General features: G+C 59.2%; 17 protein-coding genes and 3 pseudogenes. 9 read left to right on the top strand and 11 right to left on the bottom strand.

Translation table 11 applies throughout. The features are described 5' to 3' along the window. Positions 1–17 precede the first annotated feature (17 nt). Positions 18–1,226 carry a D-mannonate dehydratase ManD gene (gene manD / locus ABDJ38_RS05815; RefSeq protein ID WP_346784133.1) on the top strand — a complete coding sequence of 403 codons (1,209 nt, stop codon included), beginning with the start codon at positions 18–20 and terminating at the stop codon, positions 1,224–1,226. Positions 1,227–1,263: 37 nt separating this feature from the next. Further along, positions 1,264–2,145, top strand: a complete 882-nt coding sequence (locus tag ABDJ38_RS05810) for a sugar kinase (protein WP_346784132.1) — start codon at positions 1,264–1,266, stop codon at positions 2,143–2,145. A gap of 36 nt (positions 2,146–2,181) precedes the next feature. On the opposite strand, the gene ABDJ38_RS05805 is transcribed toward ABDJ38_RS05810, so the two are convergent. The 7 genes from ABDJ38_RS05805 to ABDJ38_RS05775 all read right to left on the bottom strand — a co-directional run bounded on the left by ABDJ38_RS05805 (position 2,182) and on the right by ABDJ38_RS05775 (position 15,763). Continuing rightward, positions 2,182–2,946, bottom strand: a complete 765-nt coding sequence (locus ABDJ38_RS05805; protein ID WP_346784131.1) for a sugar phosphate isomerase/epimerase family protein — start codon at positions 2,944–2,946, stop codon at positions 2,182–2,184. Positions 2,947–3,083: 137 nt separating this feature from the next. Continuing rightward, complete coding sequence (locus ABDJ38_RS05800; protein WP_346784130.1) at positions 3,084–5,813, bottom strand: glycoside hydrolase family 2 TIM barrel-domain containing protein; 2,730 nt, start codon at positions 5,811–5,813, stop codon at positions 3,084–3,086. A gap of 122 nt (positions 5,814–5,935) precedes the next feature. Beyond that, positions 5,936–8,293, bottom strand: a complete 2,358-nt coding sequence (locus tag ABDJ38_RS05795; RefSeq protein ID WP_346784129.1) for a TonB-dependent receptor — start codon at positions 8,291–8,293, stop codon at positions 5,936–5,938. A 192-nt stretch (positions 8,294–8,485) separates the two neighbouring features. After that, a complete protein-coding gene (locus ABDJ38_RS05790) occupies positions 8,486–10,039 on the bottom strand; it encodes a carboxylesterase/lipase family protein (protein WP_346784758.1) in 1,554 nt (517 codons plus the stop codon). Between the two features lie 687 nt (positions 10,040–10,726). After that, on the bottom strand, positions 10,727–11,716 hold the full coding sequence (locus ABDJ38_RS05785; protein ID WP_346784128.1) for a creatininase family protein: 990 nt from the start codon (positions 11,714–11,716) through the stop codon (positions 10,727–10,729). A 13-nt stretch (positions 11,717–11,729) separates the two neighbouring features. Continuing rightward, positions 11,730–13,325, bottom strand: coding sequence for a carboxylesterase/lipase family protein (locus ABDJ38_RS05780; RefSeq protein WP_346784126.1), 1,596 nt, complete (start codon positions 13,323–13,325; stop codon positions 11,730–11,732). A 98-nt stretch (positions 13,326–13,423) separates the two neighbouring features. Beyond that, positions 13,424–15,763 carry a TonB-dependent receptor gene (locus ABDJ38_RS05775; RefSeq protein ID WP_346784125.1) on the bottom strand — a complete coding sequence of 780 codons (2,340 nt, stop codon included), beginning with the start codon at positions 15,761–15,763 and terminating at the stop codon, positions 13,424–13,426. A gap of 270 nt (positions 15,764–16,033) precedes the next feature. Here ABDJ38_RS05775 and ABDJ38_RS05770 point away from each other — a divergent pair. Beyond that, a pseudogene (locus ABDJ38_RS05770) lies at positions 16,034–16,866 on the top strand (IS3 family transposase); the annotation flags it as partial. A gap of 127 nt (positions 16,867–16,993) precedes the next feature. On the opposite strand, the pseudogene ABDJ38_RS05765 reads toward ABDJ38_RS05770, so the two are convergent. Together ABDJ38_RS05765 and ABDJ38_RS05760 are read right to left on the bottom strand one after the other, a co-directional pair. Then, positions 16,994–17,532, bottom strand: a pseudogene (locus ABDJ38_RS05765) (tyrosine-type recombinase/integrase). A 483-nt stretch (positions 17,533–18,015) separates the two neighbouring features. Continuing rightward, a pseudogene (locus ABDJ38_RS05760) lies at positions 18,016–18,288 on the bottom strand (IS3 family transposase); the annotation flags it as partial. A gap of 211 nt (positions 18,289–18,499) precedes the next feature. On the opposite strand from ABDJ38_RS05760, the gene ABDJ38_RS05755 reads away from it, so the two are divergent. The 3 genes from ABDJ38_RS05755 to ABDJ38_RS05745 are packed head-to-tail and all read left to right on the top strand — an operon-like array spanning position 18,500 to position 20,616. Next, positions 18,500–19,411 carry an ArdC family protein gene (locus tag ABDJ38_RS05755; protein WP_346784123.1) on the top strand — a complete coding sequence of 304 codons (912 nt, stop codon included), beginning with the start codon at positions 18,500–18,502 and terminating at the stop codon, positions 19,409–19,411. Continuing rightward, positions 19,408–19,644: a sigma factor-like helix-turn-helix DNA-binding protein gene (locus ABDJ38_RS05750; RefSeq protein ID WP_346784122.1), complete on the top strand. Its 237-nt coding sequence runs from the start codon at positions 19,408–19,410 to the stop codon at positions 19,642–19,644. Before ABDJ38_RS05755 ends, ABDJ38_RS05750 begins: the two co-directional genes overlap by 4 nt. 60 nt (positions 19,645–19,704) lie before the next feature. Beyond that, positions 19,705–20,616: a HEPN domain-containing protein gene (locus ABDJ38_RS05745; RefSeq protein WP_346784121.1), complete on the top strand. Its 912-nt coding sequence runs from the start codon at positions 19,705–19,707 to the stop codon at positions 20,614–20,616. On the opposite strand, the gene ABDJ38_RS05740 is transcribed toward ABDJ38_RS05745, so the two are convergent. Further along, positions 20,613–20,975, bottom strand: coding sequence for a hypothetical protein (locus ABDJ38_RS05740; protein WP_346784120.1), 363 nt, complete (start codon positions 20,973–20,975; stop codon positions 20,613–20,615). The two genes, ABDJ38_RS05745 and ABDJ38_RS05740, sit on opposite strands and share 4 nt — an antisense overlap. A gap of 660 nt (positions 20,976–21,635) precedes the next feature. Here ABDJ38_RS05740 and ABDJ38_RS05735 point away from each other — a divergent pair. Next, positions 21,636–21,836 carry a helix-turn-helix domain-containing protein gene (locus ABDJ38_RS05735; RefSeq protein WP_346784119.1) on the top strand — a complete coding sequence of 67 codons (201 nt, stop codon included), beginning with the start codon at positions 21,636–21,638 and terminating at the stop codon, positions 21,834–21,836. 484 nt (positions 21,837–22,320) lie between these two features. Here ABDJ38_RS05735 and ABDJ38_RS05730 read toward each other — a convergent pair whose 3' ends face one another. Continuing rightward, entirely contained in the window at positions 22,321–22,719 is a 399-nt protein-coding gene (locus ABDJ38_RS05730) for a MerR family transcriptional regulator (protein ID WP_346784118.1), read from the bottom strand. A gap of 67 nt (positions 22,720–22,786) precedes the next feature. Between ABDJ38_RS05730 and ABDJ38_RS05725 the strand changes: the two genes are divergently transcribed. Together ABDJ38_RS05725 and ABDJ38_RS05720 are read left to right on the top strand one after the other, a co-directional pair. After that, the gene (locus ABDJ38_RS05725) at positions 22,787–23,407 is read left to right on the top strand and encodes a cation efflux transmembrane domain-containing protein (protein WP_222823982.1); all 621 of its coding nucleotides are present in this window, start codon (positions 22,787–22,789) and stop codon (positions 23,405–23,407) included. Next, positions 23,400–23,783 carry a DUF3703 domain-containing protein gene (locus tag ABDJ38_RS05720; protein WP_346784117.1) on the top strand — a complete coding sequence of 128 codons (384 nt, stop codon included), beginning with the start codon at positions 23,400–23,402 and terminating at the stop codon, positions 23,781–23,783. The genes ABDJ38_RS05725 and ABDJ38_RS05720 overlap by 8 nt, the downstream gene beginning before the upstream one ends. Positions 23,784–23,997: the final 214 nt, after the last annotated feature.

The raw sequence follows: 23,997 nt of genomic DNA, 5'->3' as shown, positions 1-23,997 counted from the left end.
AACTTCCGGGGTCTTGCATGAAAATTGTCGCTGCAAAAGTCATTGTCACTTGTCCGGGACGAAATTTCGTCACGCTCAAGATCGAGACCGACCAGGGCGTCTACGGCATCGGCGATGCGACCATGAACGGCCGCGAGCTTGCCGTAGTGTCCTATCTCGAGGACCATGTAATCCCGTGCCTAATCGGCCTCGACCCGCAACGCATCGAGGATATCTGGCAATATCTCTATCGCGGTGCCTACTGGCGCCGGGGCCCGGTGACGATGCGCGCCATCGCGGCAGTGGACATGGCCTTGTGGGACATCAAGGCCAAGATGGCCGGCATGCCCCTCTATCAGCTTCTGGGCGGCCGCAGCCGCGACCGAGTGATGGTCTACGGCCACGCTAACGGTGCCGACATCGAGGCTACGGTGGATGCCGTCGGCAAGTATATCGATATGGGCTACAAGGCGATCCGCGCCCAGACGGGGGTGCCGGGCATCAAGGACGCCTATGGCGTAGGCCGCGGCACCCTGCATTACGAGCCGGCCGATGCGCAGTTGCCTTCGGTCACCGGATGGGACACGCGTAAGGCGCTTAACCACACGCCAAAGCTGTTCGAGAAATTGCGCGACACATTTGGCTACGACCATCACCTGCTGCATGACGGGCATCACCGCTACACGCCGCAGGAAGCCGCAAATCTCGGCAAGATGCTCGAACCGTTCCAGCTGTTCTGGTTTGAGGACTGCACCCCGGCGGAAAACCAGGAAGCGTTCAAGCTGGTGCGCCAGCACACCACCACCCCGCTCGCGGTTGGCGAAATTTTCAATACGATCTGGGACTGCAAGGATCTCATCCAGAACCAGCTGATCGACTATATCCGCACCACGGTGGTCGGCGCTGGCGGCCTCACGCATCTGCGTCGCATCGCCGATCTTGCCAGCATGTACCAGGTTCGCACCGGCTGCCACGGGGCGACCGACCTCTCGCCTATCACGATGGGCTGTGCGCTGCACTTCGACACCTGGGTGCCCAATTTCGGTATTCAGGAATACATGCGCCATACCGAGGAGACGGACGAGGTCTTCCCGCACGACTACAGCTTCGCTGACGGACATCTGTACTGCGGCGAAAAGCCCGGCCACGGTGTGGACATAGACGAGGAGCTGGCCGCGAAGTATCCCTACAAGCCTGCCTACCTTCCGGTCGCCCGGCTGGAAGACGGCAGCATGTGGAACTGGTAAGGTGGCAACGGGCCGCGTCACTTTCGTCGGCGAAGGCATGGTTGAACTGCGCCAGGCCGACGGCGATGAATACCGGCTTGGCTACGGCGGGGATACGCTGAACACGGCTATTCACATGGCACGGTCCGGCCATGACGTGGCGTTCGCCACCGCGCTGGGCGGGGACAATTTCAGCGAGCGTCTTCGGTGCGCATGGCGGAAAGAAGGCCTCGACTGCTCTGCCATCCTTACCGACTCTGCGCGCCAGCCCGGTCTTTATGCAATTTCAGTTGATGATGCGGGAGAACGCAGCTTCACCTACTGGAGAAGCGACAGCGCCGCGCGTCAGGTGTTCGCCCTACCCGGCACTGCAGATTTGGTTGAGCAGATCGAAGCGTCCGCAACGCTGGCCTTCTCGCTGATCTCGCTCGCCATTCTGCCTGATGCCGGGAAGGAAGCGCTCATCTCACTTGCCAGGCGGATGCGACAGAACGGATCCAATGTTGTCTTCGATGCTAATTATCGACCTAGTCTCTGGGCCAATTCGCAGACTGCTGCGAATTGGCGAGACAAGGCCATCACCGTTGCGACACATGGCCTGCCCACCCTGGACGATGAAGCGCTGATCTGCGGCCCTACCGACGAGCAAAAGGTCGCCGCGCATTGGGTTGGTCTCGGATGCACGGAGGTCGTGGTCAAGCTGGGAGCAAGGGGGTGCAGACTGCCCGATGGCGAACTGCTAGCTCCCGATGCAATCCTTAGCCCTGTAGACACCAGCGGCGCAGGCGATGCCTTTAATGCTGGCTACCTTTCGGCCCGGCTCAGCGGTGCCGATCCTCACGAGGCTGCACGCAGAGGCAATACCCTGGCGGCCTGGACGATCATGCGCGCAGGAGCCATTCCGCCGCTGGATTCCGCTGCGCCTTATACTGGCGCGTAATAATCGATAAGGCCGCTGCTGCGCACAGCAGACCCACTATCGCGTGGCAAGAGACGAGCGAAGGGTTTGCGCCGCGCGGGCGGCCGATCGCAAGCCGTCGACGGGATCGTCTACTTCGACATAGCCTATGGCATGAGATAGCTCGCGAATCTGAGGCATGAGTTCGGAGTAGCTGAGGTCACCCTCGCCAGGAGCGACAAAGCGCCTGCAATGGTTTGCGAGGCAACTTCGATCCACATCCTTCAGGTGAAGCGACAGCACCCGCGGTCCAAGGTCTCGTACCAATGCAAGCGGATCGACACCGGCAACGGCCGCCCATCCGATATCGATTTCAAAGTCGACTTCTCCAGGTGCGAAATCCTCCGCAATCAGTTCCAGGGGCGTCTTGCCGTCCAGCGGCACGTGATCCCAGTCGTGACTGTGATAGACGAGGCGAACGCCCTCGTCCCGTGCTGCTTGTGCCATCGATTCCAGGCGCAGCATCCAGTCTTCGAATGCGGCGCGCGTCGTCTCACCGGGTGTCGGTCCGGTGAAGAACACGTCAGCCGCGGACTGTGCGACGATGCGCGCGCCAAGACTTCGCGCAAGCTGCATCTGCCGCCCATAATCCGGCGCGTAGGCGAGGCGGACGGTGCCCACGGCCAGCCCGGCATGCCTACAAAGTTCGGCAACCTCTACCGGATCGCGCGGCGCATCATGGCGCGGCGATTGCGCGCCGAGCGGGAAACCGAAGTGCGTATATCCGAGCTCTCTCGCACGGCGAAGCGTCCCGGCGTAATTGAGCCCCAGTTCCCTTGCCACGGTGAGATGGGCCAGCCCCAGCGGCTGGCGCGCAAGTCGGGGAGGCAGGGCATCCCGTGTGCACCCCGCCGCCGCAAGCCCGGCGATCCCGACGATGAACTTGCGCCTGCTAAGTCTCGTCGGGATCACGATCGGTCCTAATCCTGAGGAACGATCTCAATGGCCGAGACTAGCGCCTGACCTTCGACCGGAGAGAAGCCTAGCTCGATACCACTGTCGTCAATTGCGATGTCGAAGGTTTCGCTGACAGCCTTCAACGTGCCACCCGCCCGCTGATTGATGTCATACGATGGAAGGACGGTCTGGCCGTTCGCTGACACGTTGAATATGCGCGCGCCAGCAGGCTGGTCGGGTTCTACGAAGGTCAGGGTGACGCGGTAACGCCCAGGGGCCGCGGGAATGCGATAGCTGAAGTCGCCCTGGCGGAAGCTGGAGACGATATCGCGGCGGTCGGTGTTCTCGATATCCGCGAAAACCGCCTGCCGCCCGCGTCCGCCACGCTGGTCGGTGCTGCCGGCAGTTCCGCCAACGAAGAAATCGTCCGAGCCGAACTGCACCTCTGCCGACGCCGCGACCACCGCGCCGCTGTCGATGCGGAAGGCATCGTGCTGCTCTTCATCCAACTGCCAGGTGATGGCATCCTCGACCGGTCCACCGGCAAAACTGCCGCGTGCAACGATGGCATTCTCGCCAGCAGCAAGGCGCACGTCTTGCCACACGCAGACATTCTGGTCGCAGTCACTCAGCGAGGCCAGTTCGGAACCGTTGACAATGAGGGTCGTCGAAGGAGCGTTGGAATTCACGCGCACATCGGTGACGGGATAGGCACGATCAACATAACGCCGACCTTGCACATGCACGGTCGGCTGGTCAGACCAGATGGCACGGTAAAAATAGAACGCATCCTTACGAATGTCGCGATCATAGGTCACCAGCCCCTTGGTATTGATGTCCTGCGCATCGCCTTCGGCACGAACAGTGGTGCCGAAATCAAATGCATTCCACAGCCAGATCCCCCAAAGGTAGTCGCGGTCCGCAAGTTCGCGCCAGTTTTCCTCATGGAACCACGTCAGGAACTCTTCCGGCTGCGTGCGCCCGGCCATATCGATCGGCCCGCCCAGCGGATCGTCGGTGTGCATGTTGGGCGCGCCGCCTGCTCCGTATTCGCTCACCGAAAGCGAGATATCGGGGTGCTTCAGGCGCAGGCCGTCGAGATGCTCACCAAGTTCGCCGGGCTCGCCATAATACCACCCGTAATAGCGGTTGGCACCAACGGCATCCACCGCCTCGGCTACTACGGGCACGTCGACCATGCCCCGATCCTCGCAGCAATTGGCCAGCACTACCGGCCGATGAGGGTCGAGATCACGCGACAGGTCGGCTAACTCGTTCAGCAATGGCATCGGGTCGGCAACCACCTCGGGCGGGCGACCGAGGAAATCGGGGCGTCCGGGGCCGAAGTCCACTTCGTTGGCAATGCCCCAGGCGGCAACGGAAGCGTGGTTGTAATTCTGATGAACGAGGTCGAGCAATTGCTGGCGGGCGTTATCGACGATGCCCTGCGGCGCTTCCACCTGATCGCGCGCATTCGTCCAGGCGGTAACCAACCCGATTTCGCTCCAAAGGACGATGCCGTACTTGTCTGCCAGATCGTGCACGGGGCTGCCGTGCTGATAGTGTGAGAGACGCAGCGAGTTGGCGCCCATATCGAGCATGATGCGCAGCGATTCATCCACTTGCTCGGGCGAAACGGCCCAATCGGATTCCTCGGTGTCCTGATGGAAACCGGCACCAACCAGCCTATAAGGCCTGCCATTCAACAGGAACCCGCGTTCAGGATCGAGCCCCATCTTGCGGATGCCGAAGGCCTGCTCGATCGTGTCGAGGACAGTGCCATCCGCGGCACGCAACTCGTAACGAAGCGTGTGGAGATAAGGATCCGACAGCCCGTCCCACAGGCGCGGGGATCGGGCGCGCATCGATCCTTCCAGCTCGCTCGTCGCGCCCGGCGCGATGACGGCCTCATCCCGCCAGCTTCCGACGACCGCGCCCTGATCGTCCAGCAAGCTTGCAACCACGGTTACGGCAGCATCGGAGTCGCTTGAATTGGTGACGCGCCCGCTCAGGCTGATCTCGGCGTCGCCACCGACAATGTCCGTAGTAGCGGCGTAAACGCCCGGCCCACCATAATCGAGCATGTCAAAATGAACCGGTTCGGTCACCACAACGGTGACGGGACGATAGATGCCGCCGCGCACGAAGAAATCTCCGGTCATGGGCAAGACATCAGCCGTGCTGTTGCCTTCGGCTGGCTGGGTGTTGTCGACCTTGACGTAAAGCTCGTTCGCTTCGCCCGGTTTCACGAGCGCTGTCGCATCCAGCCTGAAACGCCCGAACGGGTTGCGATGACCGCCAAGATATTCCCCGTTCAGCCAGACCTCGCCGGTCCGGCTCACGGCATCGAATTCGAGGAACATGCGCTGGCCGTCATTCAGCTGCGGTGCGTCGAAGGTCTTGTAATAATAACCTACGCCCTGTGTCTTCTCGATGTTCTCGGGAGTGTTGATATGGGTTTCGGGGTCTGAGAGATAATAGCCCACGCGGTTCCAGGAGTGGGGTATCGAAACGGTTTCCCACTCGTCTGCCTGCGGGGAATCCAGCGCACCATCGTCGCTATAAGGGCCAACAAGATTGAACTGCCAGCCGTCCGACAGTTCGATCCGCTGGCGCTGCGGCGATGCAATGCTCTCGTCGGCTGACGCTGCCGGTAGCGAGGGCCTGCTTTCTTGCGAAGCGGCCAATGACGGAATCGCCAAGCCGATAATGGACACCCCGATGAGAGCGTTGCGCGCGATCATGCCGACCATGTTGCCATCCTATCCGTTAGTTCTTTCGCCATTACGGGCCTGGCCGTGTTTACCACATGACCAGGCCCGCATATGTTTGGCGCTCTGCATCATGGAAGCAGATGCAGAGCGCCAGGGAGAGATCAGAAGCCGAAGCGGGCCCTTACGCCAATGTAGCGCGTGTAATTTCGCGGCAACTGCTGGGTGAGGACAAAGGGATCGTTACGCGGATTGGTGTCATCGATGATCCGCGAAGCATATGCCTTGTCAAACAGGTTGTTGACGAAAAGCGACAGGCGCCAGTTCTCGTCCGGATCCTGGATGCCAATCGCAGCATTGGCGATCCCATAGGAGTCCTGCACCGTGCGCGGGTTCTGCGAGAGCGAGAAATTCACATCGCTCTGCCAGGTATAGTTACCCTGCAAGAACAGTGCGAGGCTCGGCGTGATCGGCTGATCAAAATTGAACCCGACGTTGAACTTGAAGTCCGGCGAGTTGCCGAGTTTCTCGCCCGCGATATCCTGCACCGGCTGGTTGGTCTCCGGATCCACGACGCAACCCTGCTCCTCCGTCTGCCCGAAGTAGCACTGCGCATCGGGGAATTCCCTGATCCGCGCATCGACATAAGCAGCCGATGCAAACAGCGTCAGGTTGTCCGAAGGGCTGTAAGCGCCTTCGAACTCGACGCCCCGAGTACGAAGGCTGCCGACATTGGTGAGCTCGAACTGCGGGACAAGAAGCTGCGCGTTCACGCCCTGCGCCTGGAAATCGTCGTAGTCTGTCCAGAAGCCGACCAGCTGGAACTGCGCATCGCCGCCAAGGGCGCTTCCGGAGAGGCCGATTTCGTAATTCATGCTGCTTTCGGAAGCGATCGGATTATCGGCGCGGCGCTGATCGAAGCCCGACGAAATGTCATAGGCCTGCCCCTTGTAGCCGGTGGCTACCGAAGCAAAGGCCATGAGGCCGCCACCGAAGAAGTGCTGCAAAGCCAGTTTGCCCGTAACAGCTGTCTCGGAGTCGTCGCCGGTGTATTCGATAGGTGTAGCCGACCGATTGTCTCTGAAGAAGACCCCGATCTCTTCATGATTCACACGACCGCCCAGAGTGATGAGCGTGTCCGGAGTGATGTCGTAGCCAAGCTGCGCGAAGGCCGCGTAACTGGTCGTCTCTGCCGTCGAATCCCAGTTCTGCCGAATGGGAGGAATCGTAGTGGTCCGGATAAAGGTGCGGTCGGTGCTACCGTCAGCGAAGTACAGGCCCACAATGTAGTCGAACACACCATCCGTGGGCGACGTCAGGCGCAGTTCCTGCGAGAACTGCTTGGCGTTGTAAGTGGTGTCCTGACGGATCGTGGGTACGGGTTCGCCATCCTGATCGTTGGTCGAGTTGTAAGTCCAGTCCTGAAAACTCGTGACGGAAGACAGGGTTGCGAAACCCAGATCGATATCCGCCTTCAAGGCGGTGATCAGCTGGTTGCTCTCGCCGAAACGGTCGGTGTCGTTACGGACTACGTTGTTGCCGAAGCCCGGCGTTATACCGGCAAGGGCATAATCCTCGTTCGCCGGGTTGCCACCGGCATCGGTGGTGTCGACCCGCAGATAGGTGTCGGGCAACATGCTGTCGGTTGCCTCTCCGTAGTCGGCGATCAGCGTGAAGGTCACATCACCAAGCTCCTGACGGACCTTGCCGCGCATACCCCAGGTGTTCTCGCCACCGAGCGTGGAACCCGTGGTAAGGTTGTCGATATAGCCATCAAAATCGGAGAAATAGCCGCTCACGCGGAAGCCGCCATTGTCGTTCAGCGGGCCGGAAATAGCGCCTTCAGCCCGGTACTGCTGATCATCGGTGAGCGAAAACTGGCCATAGCCGGTAAAATAGTCGGTCGGGTCTTGCGTCACGATGTTGACGACACCGGCAGATGCATTCTTCCCGAACAGCGTACCCTGCGGGCCGCGCAACACTTCCACGCGCTGAGGATCGCTGATGCTCGAAAACGCCTGCCCGGCCTGAAGCAGGGCAACATCGTCGACCACCACCAGAACGGAAGACTCCACAGCGGTCGAGAAGCTGACGGTACCGACACCGCGAAGAGCGATCGAGTGCCCAGCCTGGCTGCCGCCGGAGGTGATGGTGAGAGACGGCGAGACAAGGGTCAGGTCCTCGAACTCATTGACCTGGGCCGCATCAAGGACATCCTCGCTGATTGCGCTGACCGCAACCGGAACCTCAAGAATGTTCTGCTCGCGCTTCTGGGCCGTGACGAGGATGACGCTATCATCCGCTTCCGCGGCCTGATCTTGCGCGTGAGCCGGGGCCGCCATTGCCGCAAGAGCAAGAACGCCTGCCGTGGCAATTGCCGATCCAGCATTCTTCAAATTTGGACGAACCGTACGAATCATGAAATCTCTCCCTTGGTGATATCCGTCATCTTCGGATGTCCGGATTTTGGCTTCACTTGCCACAATATTGGTCTTACCACAAGATTGAATTGGACTTGTCAATCCGATTCATCCATCACATTGATTAAACAATGTTTTATTTTCAATATCTCAGATTCAGAGTTTCTCGTAAATTGCAATCCGACTGCATGTTATTGGTTCGACGCAACCATGGTCATACCATTCTGAACGCCACATGCTCGAAGCCCTACGGCGACACCCCGGTTGATAGTTCGCTTGAGATAAAGACGAGTGTCACTGGCCAGAATTGACGGCATGAAAGAAGTCGAGCCGCTCGGGCGAGGGCCACGACGTTATGCTCAGATCATCGGATGCAAGTGAGATCAGCAGCGGATCGTTCTCGTCGAACCTTGGCCAGTCCAATCCTGCAATGTCCGGCGTACCGGTCCTCGCAAAGGATACGAGCGCGGCTTGCATTGCCAGGCTAAGCACTCTGTCCTCATCCTGCCATGAACGCGTAGGCCTGAACTTGTTGAAGCTCTCTAACGTGCCGAGCCAGAACGGAACCTCGGACGTGTGATAGGCACCGGCATTCTGGACATCATGGCCTGCGATCTGCAAGCCTTCGGGATAGCGATGAGCTTGGGCAAACTCGTAGCCGAATACTGCGGCCGATCCGGTTTCTTGCTGCGACGTTGCCCACTCGTACATTCCCAGCGCCATAGTGCCGTCACGGTCCGCCAGTCTGGCTTGCGCGACGGCTTCTGCGTCAGTGGAAGCCGGATAGAGCGAAAGAAATTCCTGCGCCCTTGCCCCAAATTTGTCTTGCACCTTCGCACGGTAGTCCGCGAGACCAGTGACGCGGCCAAGTCCACCAAACGACTCATCCTTCGTGAACCCGACGATGAGCGGAACATCGGTCTGCTCGCCAGCCGCAAACACCTCATCGATCGATTTTGGTAGGAAATAGCCGTCCTGGATCACCCCGACCCGCGGCGAACCGGGTGAACGGGGCAGATCGAGCATCCGATCGGCAGCCAGACCGCGCATCTCGTCTATTGAAGATGCATTCCAGAGTTCCTGAAGACGGACGCCGTCGGCCTCCGCCTCAGTCAGCGAGGACATAGCCATCGGGCCGGTATCACCGATCAACGCACCGCTCATGCCCACCGCGCGATCGAACAGACCCTTCGCCAATGGGCTAGCTTGCAGTGCGAGCACCGACATTGAACCTGCCGACTGGCCGACTATCGTCACGTTATCCGGGTCGCCTCCGAAGTTCTCGATGTTATCGCGCACCCATTCCAGAGCAGCGATCTGGTCAAGAAGGCCGTAGTTGCCTGATGATCGCTGATCCGATTCCGCAGAAAGCTCGGGATGTGCGAGAAAACCCAGCGCGCCGAGCCGATAATTCAGGTTGACGGCGACAACGCCGTGCTCGGCCAGGTGTTCGCCGCTGTAGAGAGGCATGCTCGCGGCGCCCACGAAAAATGCTCCGCCGTGAATATAGACGATGACCGGCGCATCGCTCAGATCGGGTTTCGTCCAGACGTTGAGATAGAGGCAATCCTCGCTCATGACTTCGGCGCCCGAGTACTGATTTGTCATGGGGCCGCGCAGGGGCTGCATGCATTGCGGCCCGAACCGATCCGCGTGCCGAAGCTCGGACCAGCTCTCTGGCAGAACAGGGTGGCGCCATCGCAGTTCGCGCACCGGGGGAGCTGCGTAGGGAATCCCTAGATAGGCATCAACACCAGTCGCAAGGGCTACGCCGTCGACTGGACCACTGACGGTCTCTACTTTGTCAGCCGAGTGGCTTTGCGCTATCGCAGGTGATGCAGATGCCATGGCCAAAGCTCCAGCAATGACCATGCGGCAGGCCTTATTCACTCTAACTCTCCCAAGTTTATGTATTATGTCGATCGCCAGATCGGACAGACCAATCTTAGACGCCCTTGGTTCGCAAGAGAAATGAGTTCGAGTGATCGCGCATCATCAATCAAATTGATGCATTTAGCTTGAGCCTCTCGGTACGGCGGGCGTTCTCGCTCGCGGGTCTGTTTATTCCTTTCAGAGCCGTTGCAGCGTTACGCTTGGATTGAATGTCCTTTTCTGCACACGCACCCGCTAAGTTGCCGCGGGGATGAGGTAGCCACGGTCATCAACGGGGCGTTTTACGACAGGCGTCGCGCCGGTGGGATCCGACAACGCCACAGCGACGCCGTTGCAATTATGAAGACCGTTGAGATGGAGATCGAGATCTGGGCAGGCCAGAGTGCTGATCATCGAAGTCTAAGGCACGCCCGGTTGCCGCGCGCTCGGTGGGTTGAATATCCCGGGCAGCACGGCAAACCGGTGCCTTCCAAGGCTGGAGCGGAGACTGACATATTCAATGAAAGAGGGGAGAGATGACGCAGTCATCGACCATGTCACCCCTCGCCCCCATCCTGCCGAAGGGCTTGCCGTGTTCCGTGCGAAAAACGCCCCGAGCAATTGGTTGGGAGAAAACCCTCAGGGCGTTTTCGAGCTGTGGAGCTAGCGGTCAAACCGAGGCAGGAGATCACCGTAACGTTCTTCGAGTACGCGGGTATATTCGTCGCGTTTGTGCAGCTCTTCGAGCATCCCCTTCACATCAAACGAAGCGACCTGCGATCGGATGTATTCGGCGCCATCGGTGCCCCATTCCTCACGCTGCTCCTCAGTAATAGGCCGCACGAACCCACCGTGCAGCACCGGGTCGGAGAAGAAGCTGCCCGCCGGCGTCCCATTAAAGGGCGGGACGTACCGAGAAAGCTGGCTCGGGTCCCGTTCGATCTCATGCTGGGGCTGGCTCAGCCCGACAGGAATATCCTCCAAGCGCCCGACCAATTCGTACGAGCCGAAGGTAACAAGTTGGCGAGCGTTCGGGGGGCCATCGCCAAAAGCCGGGGGGCCTTCGCCTGGAATATGCTCGCGCACCATTCCGGTGTCCATCCACAGAACTGGCACATGATACTCGTCATAGATCTCGCGTACGAGCGGAAGCATCGTATTCCCCGACGGTCCATGAGCGGTCAGGAAAACAATCCGGCGAAAGCCCTGGCGTATCAGAGACCGTGTCAGAGCCTTGAGATAAGGCAGGCTTTCCGAGGTCGAGACATAAACCGTGGCCGGGCTGGTAGTGGTGCCACCCGGATAGAAATAGGTCAGATGCGGCAGAACGAGACCGTCCCCTTTCTCCGCAAGCTCCTGCGCATAGGCCAGGGGAATGACGTACTCGATGTCGATCGGCGATCCCCCGTTCACTTCCGTTGGCCCCACCGGGACGAAGATCACGTCGTTTCTCTCGAGGTACTGGCTCACTTCCCAGCCTGTAAGCGATGTCATCATGCGGGTCCGCATCTCCGGCACCGCTTCGTTGCTCGATTGGTCGGCAGTGGTGGACCGATCCTGGGCAGCGGCAGGGGCGGCGCCGGTATTAACCACTGCAACCAGCGATAAGGCAGCAACGGATAGAAGTTTACGTAGTCGTGTAGCTTTCTTCACGGACATTCTCCTTTCAGGGACGTTCTTGTGCGACAATAAGCGGGCAGATATCGCCGCTAAGGGCAAAGGCGCTTTCTGCATCGCCAGGCAGGTCGGCAGTTAACCGAAGGTATTCTTTGTCGGCATTGGAGAACCGCGGCCACTCGGGCAGTCCAGGGCCATTGGGGTCGCCCTGCTTCGCGAAATTCGTCCAATAGCTCATCATCAGCTCTGCAAGGCGATGATCGTCTTCGTCGTAATCGGCTGCAGAAAAGCCAGTCGAGGAAAGGTTACCGAAAACATACGGCACCTCGAAGGAATGGCCCGCTCCCTGCGCTTCTCGCCCAGGCACAAAATGCTCAAACTGGTATTGCCAGATTGGAACGTCGGCTTGCGCTGCCGCCTCTGCCAAAGCCACAGCTCCGCAACGGAAACTGATGTCGGTGCCAAATTGCTGCGCAACAGTCCCGAGCACCCGGTCAGCGGTCGGGGGAGAGCCGTCAAGGCCATAGGCTTGCCTCGCCCGCGCGACATTCGGTCCGAATGCCCGCTCGAGGGCATCGTCCAACTCTTGATCTGATGGAGCCGAAAGACCTTCTCTGGAGTTGCTCCCCACCAGAAGCTCAATGTTTCCCCCAGGCAACTGCAACCCATCTGTCGGCTCCGAAGCGGCGACCACATAGTTGTCAACGGCGGGGGCAAAGCGGATGCCACGGCCTTTCGCGGCAGTCGAACGCTCGATCACATCCTCAACGTCGAGCGCCCGCATCTGCGCAATTGACATGTCTCCGGCGAGAGCCACACCCTGCTGCTCGGCTTGCGAAGTGGGAATGGCAGAAAGCCCCGAGACAGAAGCCCCACTTTGAATAATGGCCCGGGCGAAGAGGCCCATCGATTGCGGTGAGGAAATCAACGTCCTCACGCTGGCACCGCCCGCGCTCTGTCCGAAGAGAGTCACGTTATCGGGGTCACCGCCAAAGGCAGCGATATTGGACTGGACCCACCTTAGGGCTGCCAGTTGGTCCTCCAGTCCATAGTTGCCCGACGAACCATGCGCCGATTCTGCGGCGAGATCGGGATGCGCGAGGAAGCCGAAGACGCCCAGGCGATAATTGATCGTAACCACGATCACGCCTTTTCCCGCAAGCCCGGTTCCATCATAAGTCGGACTGGTGCCCATACCGTTTTCGAACGCGCCACCATGGATCCAGACCATGACCGGCAACCTTCCGGCAGCCGAATTTTCTGGCGTCCAGACGTTCAGATAAAGGCAGTCCTCACGACTGATCGATGAAATTTGCGTGCGGCCGCGAAGAGAACCCTGGGCGCAAGGTGCGCCAAATTCCGATGCGACACGAACACCTGACCAAGGTTTCGGCGCTTCAGGCGAACGCCACCGCATTTGCCCCACAGGCGGCGCCGCGTAAGGCAGACCCTTGTATACCATCCCGCTATCGGTCGGCACGCCTGAAACCAGACCAGATTGGGTCTGGACTCGATCCTGCCCAGCAAAGCTGCTTTCTTGAGGCACGGTTGTGCATCCGACTGAAAGAAGCACCGCCAATCCTGCCGCGATCGATGGTAATGAGGCAGCACGCCGGGAGGCAGCTCGCCATGAGCGCAAGGTCATCTAACTCTCCACTTTGAACATAGCCGGCGCTGTTGCGCCTTGCTTAGCGGTTTCAGCGGGGAGGAGCGAAAATGCTCCTCCCCGCTGAAGGCCATGATTCAATACCGAACGCTCAACCGCGCCCCGAACGACCGGCCTTGTTCACGAGAGATATTGTTCGCCTCCACCGTGGTGGGGTGGAAGGTCGGAGCACCGGCCGTAGAGTTGTAGAATTTGTCGAAAACGTTGTTCACGAATACTGTCACGGTCAGATTGGAATCGCGGAAGCTCGCACCGAACGCAGCATCCAGAATGCTACGTGCTTCTGTGGTCGCATCCGGATTTCCCAGGAAGTCGTTCAGGATGCTCGACCGGTACGACCAGTCCGCCTGGATGAACGGATCGAACGGAGCTGACGGTGTGTCAAAATCATATCGAGCGAAGATATTATAGCTCCACTCGGGCACACCATTCAGTCGCGTCCCAGCCAGATCCTGAATTGGATCGCTTCCGCCCGGACCATCCGGATCTACACAACCCTCCGCCTCGGTCTGGCCGTTGTAGCACGGCGCGTCAGGGTATTCCTGAATGACGGCATCAATATAAGCGAGGAAGCCGTTCAGCTGGAGATTATCGAACGGGTTCGTGCGCAATTCGAGCTCGACACCCTTGGTTCGCAATGCACCGACGTTTGTCAGCCGGAATTCAGGCGGATCGGCCGGATCAGCAGGAACGACTGCGGCTTGACGCTGGAAGTCGTCATAGTCCGTCCAAAATCCCGTCAGGGCAACCGTAGCGCGTCCATCGATAATGACGCCGCGATACCCAAGCTCGTAAGACTTTACTGTCTCCGGTGCCGCGGGGTTTGCTGCTCTTGACGGAGAGAAGCCGCTGGTGATGTCATATGCCCCTCCCTTGTATCCGGTCGAATAGGAGGCATAGACGGAATTATCAGGATCCAGCTCCTGGCGAACTGCCAGCTTGTACGTCACGACGTCATCAGAAGATTCGCCTACGCAAAGGTCCAGACAGGTTTGGTTGTTGGGCGGCGGATTGTTGGAAGGCAGAAGATTCTGGAATTCGACGCTGATGGTTTCATTGTTGTAACGAATTCCTCCAGAAATCTCAGTGCGACTCGGCAGCATGTAGGATGCGTTCGCGTAAACCGCCTTGGTAGTGGTTCCTGCTGTCGAATCCCATTGGCTAGCCAATGGCGTACCGAGAGTCCGCTCGAACGACCGGTCTGTCTCGCCATCGGCATAATATGCTCCGATGATATATTGGAACGGACCGGGGCCGTTCGAAACCAACCGGAATTCCTGCGAGAACAACTGCGCCTTGTATGGTCCGCCCTGGGTGATGCCCGTTGGGCTTCCAAAAACCGGCGCAGTAGTTCCGTCGAAATCGTTAAACGTGACGTTCCGCCAGTCCTGCCAGCCGGTGATACTCAGGACGGATGCGAAGCCGAGATCGTACTCACCCCGCAAACTGACAACATCCGTATTACTTGTACGAGTTGAATCGAAGTTCGCATTGACCTCGCGGTTGTTCGGACCAGGCTGAACTCCGCCGAGATAGTCGTTTGCCACAACGTTGAATGGAAGCCTCGTGTTCGGGGGCAGCAAACGATAGGTAGAGGGCGCAACAGTTTCGTCTGTCTCGGCATGACTGTAATTGATGTCGAGGGAGAGGTTATCGACGGGCTCCAGACGAAGTTTCGTCCGGAAGCCGAAACCTTGGAGCCCCCCGAGCATCGTACCGGTAGCGCGATTGCGGACGAGGCCACTGTTGTCGTTGTAATAGCCAGCGACCCGGATACCCACACCTTCGGTCAGATAACCGCCAGCACCAAGCTGGATGTTAAGACGACCGTCATCGACATACTGGCCGTTGAAATTGGCCTGAAATCGATCCGTCGGCCCGCGAGTGACGATGTTGATGACGCCTGCAGAAGCGCCCTTCCCGAACAAAGTGCCTTGGGGACCTCGAAGAACTTCAACCCGCTCGACATCGCTCAAAGCGTCCAGCGCCTGTCCGGACTGTAGAGTTGCCAGGTCATCAATGACCGGCAAAACTGCCGATTCGGCACTCGTGCTGAAGACAGATGTACCAATACCGCGAATGGAAATATTACCGTTAGCCCCCGTGCCCGTGATTCTAAGGCTTGGCGATATTTCCTGCAGGTCGGCAAAATCGGTGATGTCTCTTGCTACGAGCTCTTCGCCGCTGACAGCCGTAATAGCCGTCGTGATCTCGTCGATAGCTTGCGCACGCTTCTGGGCCGTCACCACGATAACGCCTCTATCAAACGCGCCGTTATCCTGCTCCGCTTTGACAGCGCTCGATTCTGCCTCACTCTGAGCAAAGGCCGGAACAGCGGCCAGCCAAAAACCGATGACTGCTGCTGCGGAAATCCGCGATGCACCAGAAAGTAGCCTAGGTTCTTTCCCCCAACTCATCAACATCCTCCGTTATGATAGGTTTTTATTTATTGGTTAGGTCATTTCATACAATTGGCCTTACCGCAAGAGGAAAGCGAACGTTTACATCGTCGAGGACATGTTGTGCGGGGGCGATCACGAAGAGATTATTCCTCCGTTCAAGACTTGTGCGCGCGCGCTGAAGGAGTTTGAGGCCAGACTCACAACAAGGGCATTGAACTGATTGTGCTCTGCCACCTGACTTTTGGATCGTTTCGGGTTAGAGTTTTCCGCCGTAGATATTCCTGGCTGGGCAAGGAGTTACGGCATGAGCCGAAGGCAGGCGTAGCCAACGCATCGAAGTTCACGGACACGCAGACGGCGTTCGTCATCAAGCAGGGTGAGGAAGGGACGCCGGTAGCGGAGATCTGCCGCAAGGCAGGCATCAGCCAAGCGACCTACTTCAATTGGAAGAAGAAGTACGCGGGGCTGATGCCATCGGAGATGCGGCGACTGCGCGATCTGGAAGATGAGAACGGGCGGTTGAAGCGGATCCTCGCTGACCTGACACTGGACCGCGAGATGCTGCAGGATGTCATCAGACGGCGGAGCGAAGCGGAGACAACGCTCTGGGGCCGGATCGCAAGCGCGAGATTATCGACGCTGTTCGGCAGGACTGGCAGGTGACGATCCGCAGGGCATGTGCGGATTTGCAGCTTGATCGTTCGACCTATCACTATCAGTCCCGCCAAACCGATCCGGCCTTTCTGAAGAAGCGCATCAAGGAGATCTGCGAGACGCATGTCCGCTACGGCTACCGGCGGGTTTGTTACATCCTGCGCCGTGATGGTTGGCATGTGAACCTGAAGAAGGCCTACAGGCTTTACAGGAAGTTGGGCCTGCAACTGCGCAACAAGACGCCCAAACGGCGGGTCAAGGCGAAGCTGCGGGAGGATCGTGCACCGGCTATCAGACCGAACGATGTCTGGGCGATGGACTTCGTGCACGACCAGTTGGCCACCGGTCGCAAGCTGCGCATCCTGACCGTAGTGGACACGTTCTCCCCGCTATCGCCGGTGATCGATCCGCGGTTCAGTTATCGTGGCGAAGACGTGGTTGCCATCCTCCCAAGACTGGCTCGCCTGTCGGCACAGGATTACGTCATTGATACCCCTATTGAGTGCATTGACCGTCCTGCCAGCCGATTTATGGGGGACGCGCCTGCGCGCTCGATGTCGCCGATCATCATTCTGATGGACGCCACATCTGTTAGCGCAGGATAGCGGCGAGAGGGTGGCAACGGCTTTGGCGCATCGTTGTGATATCGGTCGCCGGGTTGGCGAGGCCCGCACCCTCGGCATTGGCAAAGCGATAGATCGCGGCCACCCGCTGCTTGATGCGCCGGGCGGTTTCTATGGCCCCCGCGCCTCGACTTTACGAAGAACCGACAACAGCAGCGGCTTGTCGATCTCCGCCAGCGGCATGGTGCCGATATGAGGAAACACGTCGCGCTCAAGGCTCGTGACGACATCGGCAGCATGCACCGGCTTCCACCGGTCGAGCTGCAACTTGTGCCACTCGCGCGCGACCTCTTCGAGCGTTCTCGCCTTATCTCCGAAGCCGAGCATCTGTGCACGCTTTGCTACATGGCGAGGGTCGCGACCTTCGCGCAGGAGCTTCTTCGCTTCATCCCGGCGTTCCCGGGCATCGGCGAGCGATATTTCGGGGGATGCGCCGATTGTCAGCAACCGCTCCTTGTTTTCGAACCGGTATTTGTAGCGCCAGCTTTTGTGCCCGCTGGTCGACACGTAAAGGTGGAGGCCCCGCGCATCCGTCAGTTTGTAGGCCTTGTCTTATGCGCTAGCCGCTCGCGCTGCTTTATCCGTCAGCATCCAATACCCCCAAACCGCAGGAGAGCTTACCCCCAAATTACCCCCGCATGCTTCTTGGCTAGGGGTGGTCAGGGTTGGACACCACAAGAGTCGCAAGCGACGATATTGTAAAGCTTTTCAGGGATTTCTGGACAATGCCGGACTGCGTTGGAAGGCCCGGTGGCGGAGAGGGAGGGATTTGTAAGTTCGATGATATCGACCTGAAATCACTCTACTCTTGTAAGGCGCCTTGATCATTTCCCACAGGCATTACCACTCTCGTTCAATAACACACTGTTTGATCTGCTTTTTATACGATAGATTCCGCTAGATTTTCTGTCCACTCCCAAATTAAGACGTCCGGATGTTACCACAGGCGAATATGCCTCTGGCTGTGACAGAGCAGTCCCGCGAAAGGGTCTTTACGGGACCTTTGATAGGCTCGGCCAAAGCGTTGCCATAACTATCGCCGATACTGCCGATGGACGGCTCGATGCCGGGTCCAGTGAGGTGCTGGATGTGCTTGGGGGAGACGTGTTGCGACCCACGGTCGTTATGATGAACTAAGTCGCCCCGGTGAACTGGCCGTCGGTCGTGGAGAGCCCGCTCCAACGTATCCAGCACGAAGCTGGAAGGGCTCCTTCGGAGCCAGCGCAGCGCTGCGCGCAGCGAAAATATGCGGTCAGCGCTCGCGCGCTGGCGCTGGCTTTCCGGCCGCGCGAAGGGGGGTAGGCGACGCTCCCCTCTAGTCCCGTCGCGACGTGCCGCAACCCGCCTTTGGCGGGTCCTCCACTCCGTTTCAGCCCTTCGGGTGCAGCCCGCCGCTCAAGCGGGACTGCCGGTTCGCTCCTCGCCGCCCCCCCCCTTCCGGGGCCGGTGTGGTGTTTGAGGAAGGAGTGAGGACATGAAACAGAGCAACGGGCATGTACGGCAGAGCCTCTATGCCGAGGTAACCAATCGCGTGATTGCAGAGCTTGAAGCGGGGCGACTGCCCTGGGTGCAGCCTTGGGATGCGAGTGCATGCGGATGTGCCCTGCCCGAGAATGGCGCGACCGGAAGACGCTATTCAGGGATCAATATCCTGATCCTTTGGGCGGCTGTCATGGAGCGTGGATTTGGCGTGCAGCGCTGGCTTACCTTTCGCCAAGCCCAAACCCTGGGCGGCAATGTCCGCAAGGGTGAGAAAGGTATTTGCATCTGCTATGCGGATCGCTTCACCCCGAAAGAAGAGGCCGAGCGCGCGCGGGACGAGGATCGCGAGGCACGGCAGATCGCGTTCCTCAAGCGCTTCACGGTGTTCAATGTGGAGCAGTGCGAGGGGCTGCCTGAGGCACTGACCGAGGTGCCCGAACAGCTACCGGAGGTGGAGGCAGTTCCCGCAGCACATGCGCTTATTCGGGCCAGCGGTGCCGAGTTTCGCGTGGGCGGTGTTGAAGCCTATTATGCTCCGGCGGGTGACTTTGTCGCGGTGCCAGAGCAGCAAGCCTTTCCCGATCCCATCAACTGGTATCGCACTGCGCTGCATGAGCTAGGCCATTGGACCGGACATCACAGCAGGCTTGATCGTGACCAATCGGGCAGCTTTGGCAGCGCCGCCTATGCCCGGGAGGAACTGGTTGCTGAGATGGCGAGCGCGTTTACCTGTGCCGCGCTGTCGATCGATCCGAGTGTTCGCCATGCCGACTATGTCGGCGCATGGCTCGCGGTGCTGCGCGAGGATGAGCGGGCGATCTTCCGGGCCGCCAGTGCTGCCAGCAAAGCCGCCGATTGGCTGCTTCGCTATGTCGAGGTGCCAGCGCAGGGATGCGTGTCATGATCGCGCGGCTGCTCATGCGCTTGCGTCACCGCCGTGCTCTGCGCCGCATTGAACAGGCGCTTAGGACGATGGACGAACTGCCTCGCGCCGTGTTCGAACGGGCGCGGCTTGAGAACCTCGACTATGTGCAAATTGCCGACGAACTCGGCATCACCGTCGCCGAAGTCGAGCAGCATTTTACTGCCGCCATGCTGCATATTGTGAACCACACCGATCCGGTCGGCGGGCCTTGAGCCCACCGCCAGGTCATCTATTTGCTTGGCATTTGCAGCCGAAGACGCGAACCTGACCCCATGAAGACCAGCCTCGATCATCTGCCCGAAGGAAAGCGCCGCGAGCTGGCGCACGTGGTCGAACTGCTGCGCGACCGGTTCGCATTTGCGACGAGCCGCCGCACCCAGGAGCACACGCGCGGCGGGAAAATCCTCAAGATCATCCTGTTCGGCAGCTATGCGCGCGGCGACTGGGTCGAGGACCCGGTCGGGCGCTATTTCTCGGATTATGACCTGCTCGTTGTCGTCAATCGCGAGGAATTTACCGACGTTTCGGAATATTGGGACAAGGCCGAAGCGCGGCTGCTCGAAGAGCTTTCGGCGGGACATCATCTGCGCACGCCGGTCAGCCTCATTTATCACAGTCTCGACGATGTGAACGAGAAGCTGCGCCTCGGGCGCTACTTCTTCATGGACATTTTGCGTGACGGGATCGTGCTGTTTGAGGAGGACGGTTATCCGTTTGTCGAGCCGAAACCGCTGTCACCCGAGCAGGCGTTGCAGGAGACGCGAGAGTATTTCGAAGAGTGGTTCGAGAGCTCTCGTCGTCGCCTCGAAATTGCCCAAGAAGATCTGGCGAAGGGATATCTCAACGAAGCTGCGTTCGACTTCCATCAGGCGACCGAACGCTTCTATCATTGTCTGTTTCTCGTCCGCACTTTGTATAGCCCGAAGACCCATAATCTGAATCGGCTGCGCGAGATGGCCGAGGACCTGGAGCCGTCATTGCGTGACATCTGGACGCGAGAGAACCGGTTTCAGAAGCGCAGCTATTCGCTGCTGCGCGACGCCTATGTGAAGGCGCGCTACTCGCGTTCGTACCGCATCAGCCCTGAGGAACTGGCGTGGATTTCCGAGCGCGTGGCACTGCTGCAAAGCCGCGTTCGCGAGGCGTGCGAGCTGCGGATTGAGACGCTCGCAAAGGCGGCTTAAGCCGCCCTTCTGTCTTTATCCGCGAAGCGGAATTCCTGCTGCAAATCGTTGTCACAATCGTCTGCGGGGTGCAGCGCGTGGTCACCGGCAGCGATGACGATCCAGTCGATCTGCGCTGACAATCTTACCGTATCGCCGCCCGAGCCGCGCACGATCGAGATGCTTCCCGAGCCCTCAACAGCAACCACAAAATTGCACTCGCGCAGTTTTGGATCGTAGTGTCTGCGCAGCAATGTGCCGTCAGAAAGTGCCACCACAAACCCTTCGCGAAGCGCTCGTGAAGGCAGCGCAATCACCGTTTCGACATCGCTCGACAGCTGCAATCCGGCTTTGTTGTTGGGCTGGATAGTGATCGGCATAAGCTGGCCCTTGGGGGGAGAATCGAACGTATCGCTGTATAGAACATAGAAGGAACATGGCCAAGGGTTGAGAGCGCAGGAAGGGGCCGGGGCACAGGCAAGATTAAAGAAATGGCACCATGCCCTGCGGTCGATGGGCCAGAACCTATTGTCTGCACATCTTTTTCCTCTGTAGCCGCGATGGCGCCATGTGTGCGGCCATAGCGCCATGCCTTGCTCAAACCCGCAGAAAACTGGGCTTTCTGACGGCGCCAACGGTGGTCAGGCCCGCAATCGTGACGTGATTGGCGCTGGACGAATGGCCGAGCCAGTTCGGCAACCCTCGCAGTTCTGATGCGCCTGTCCGTTCAAATCTCAGGTCTGCAAAATTCTGTGTGACTGTGCGTGCCAGATACTTTGTCTGTGGCAGCCGTGTGCATCACCTGGCACGGGAAATTCATGGCTTCGATAGTGCTCTCACGCGCACATCTGGGAAGCAGCTTCATGACTTCGTGCGAACCTCAATCATCGAATTGCGCCCGACACGTTTACAGGAGCGAGACAGCCACGACGGGCGGACGGGAACGGACGGGGCTATCAGGGGTCGTCAGGTGGCTGTGCTGGTGGCTCCAGCAGACCGATAGTCGATGGGCAGACACAGCCCGTCAAAGGAGCCCCACCATGAGCAACAATCCCTCCCCCGATGTCATCAGCGTTCGCATCAAGGATGCCTGCCGAATGACCGGCATTGGCCGATCTAAATTCTACGAACTGATCGCCACTGGCGAGGTCGAGATCGTCAAGATCGGAGCGATGACGCTTGTCCCTACAGACAGCCTCAGGAAGCTGATCGAGCGCGGGCGCCAGGGCGATGAGAAATGACCTGCATCTCCGCTTGGTTCGCGCCGTCATTACACCTGCTGTCGTAACGCTCTCGGAAAACGCGCGATAGCAGCTGAGCGCTTAGGCAGAGACCTTCCGGTTTGTGGCGGGAACGGGGTTGGTGAGAGGATGAAGGAAGGTCTCCTCGATCGCGACACTGACGGCGATGATCGCGATGTCTTGGAATGCCTATCTTGGCCGAGATAACGATCCCTAGACTGACGATCGAACGTCGCCAATGTTGGAAAGTCCGGAACGGCTCATATGCGGCGCTGAATGACCCGAAGCTGCGGTTGGTTCAGGAGGGCTCTTTTAAGGCTGACAAACGACCGCTACGACGGACGATCCGGAATGACGGCTTTCAGGAGCGCTGATTGGAATAGCCGACGTTCCGGAAGGTGAACCGGCGTGTCAGCTTCGCGCCCCAATTTAGGCCGTTCTACTCCTTCCCTTTAACGCCCGAAACCGGACGTCCGTTGGGCCCTCACGTTCTGGCATGGCGCCCCAGGCTCCCGATGATCTGACACTCGCCGATCTTGTCCGCCTGGCAGGACCGTAACATCTGTCTCAGCTCGTCACGCAGCGCGGAGAGATCGGCGATCCTGCGCTCGACCTCGGCCAGTTGTTGCTGGACCAGCAGGTCGACATCCAGGCACGGCTTTTCGTCGTGATCGGACAGGGCGAGCAGTTCGCGAACCTGTGCTATGCTGAACCCGAGCTCGCGCGCCCGGCGCACGAAGGTGAGTGTCGCCAAATGGTCGGTGGAGTAGTCGCGATAGTTGCTGTCCGTCCGGTCGGCTGCTGGCAGGATGCCTTCGCGCTCGTAGTAGCGGATCGTCTCCGGCTTCGTGCCGGTGGCCCTTGCCAGTTCGCCTATACGCATCGCTTGACCTTGTAGTTGCTATAAGGCGCATATGTCCGTGCGACTCGAACGTTGCAAGGAGAGTGGCATGGCGAAGTCCTGCTGCCAGACACCGGAGCCTGACACCGCCGCGCACAACGATCCGCGCTGGCGCCGCGTCCTGTGGATCGCACTCATCGCTAATGCAGTCATGTTCGTGGTGGAGATGATGGCTGGTGTAGCTGCTGATTCCCGTTCGCTCCAGGCCGATGCGCTTGATTTCTTCGGGGATGCCGCGAACTACGCGATCAGTCTTGGCGTTGCCGGGATGGCGCTCGCATGGCGCGCCAAGGCCGCTCTAGTGAAGGCCGCGACCATGCTCGCTTTCGGCGTGTGGGTAATCGGCTACGCGATCTACGGCCTCGTCGCTGGTTCGGACCCGGAGCCCCAGACAATGGGAGTGGTCGGCACGCTGGCTTTGGCGACGAACGTGATCGTCGCGCTCATGCTCTTCCGGTTCCGCGAAGGCGATTCGAACATGCGATCGGTATGGATCTGCTCTCGCAACGACGCGATCGGAAACGTTGCGGTTCTTGGCGCCGCCCTCGGCGTGTTTGGAACGGGCGACGCGTGGCCCGACCTGCTCGTCGCCTCGATCATGGCCGGACTAGCCCTGTGGGGCAGTGCGGAGGTGTTCGGCCAGGCACGCCGGGAGCTTTCCCATGGATAGCAATACCATTCCCAGCAGGGATGCATTTCTCGCAGAAGAATACCGACGCGCAGCCGAGGCTTCGGACGAGCAGAATTTCGAGGAAGCCTGGCACCATCTCGAACGGGCCCACGTAGTTGCTCAGGACCGCTTGGGACCGCACTGCGTCTCGCATTGGCGTATGCTGGAGCTTGCGTGGAGAACGCGTGATTGGCGCGAACTTTTAGGTCAGATATTCCGACTTTCCCTTGCCCCCATAGGCAACATCACCGGGAGACTTCCAATAGGAAACAGTGGTCGTTCGAATGTAAGCGCATTCGCTCGGATGGAAATAGAACCGGAGATCAGTCGTGTGCTTGGTCAATCGCCAGCTCAAGATGTTCATGGCTCGAAGTAGATCGATGGTTTTGTTATGAAATCACATTCCGTTTCGCGCGATAGTTCTTTCGCAGCCAAGCTGCTAATGCTACCGGACAGGCTATGACCCGGCTCTTCGCCCGCTCCCTCTTGCTTCAGCTAATCACGCTGTGCACTGCATTCGGTGTCCTGTGGGCTCCGGTAGCGGAAGCGGCCGAATGCGGGGGAGAGCCTCCGATAGCATCTCAGCTCGA

Source organism: Aurantiacibacter flavus, from assembly GCF_039710615.1.
GTDB lineage: Bacteria > Pseudomonadota > Alphaproteobacteria > Sphingomonadales > Sphingomonadaceae > Alteraurantiacibacter > Alteraurantiacibacter flavus.
Note: the sequence above shows the minus strand (reverse complement) of the source record. Positions and strands in the feature narration are given on the sequence as shown.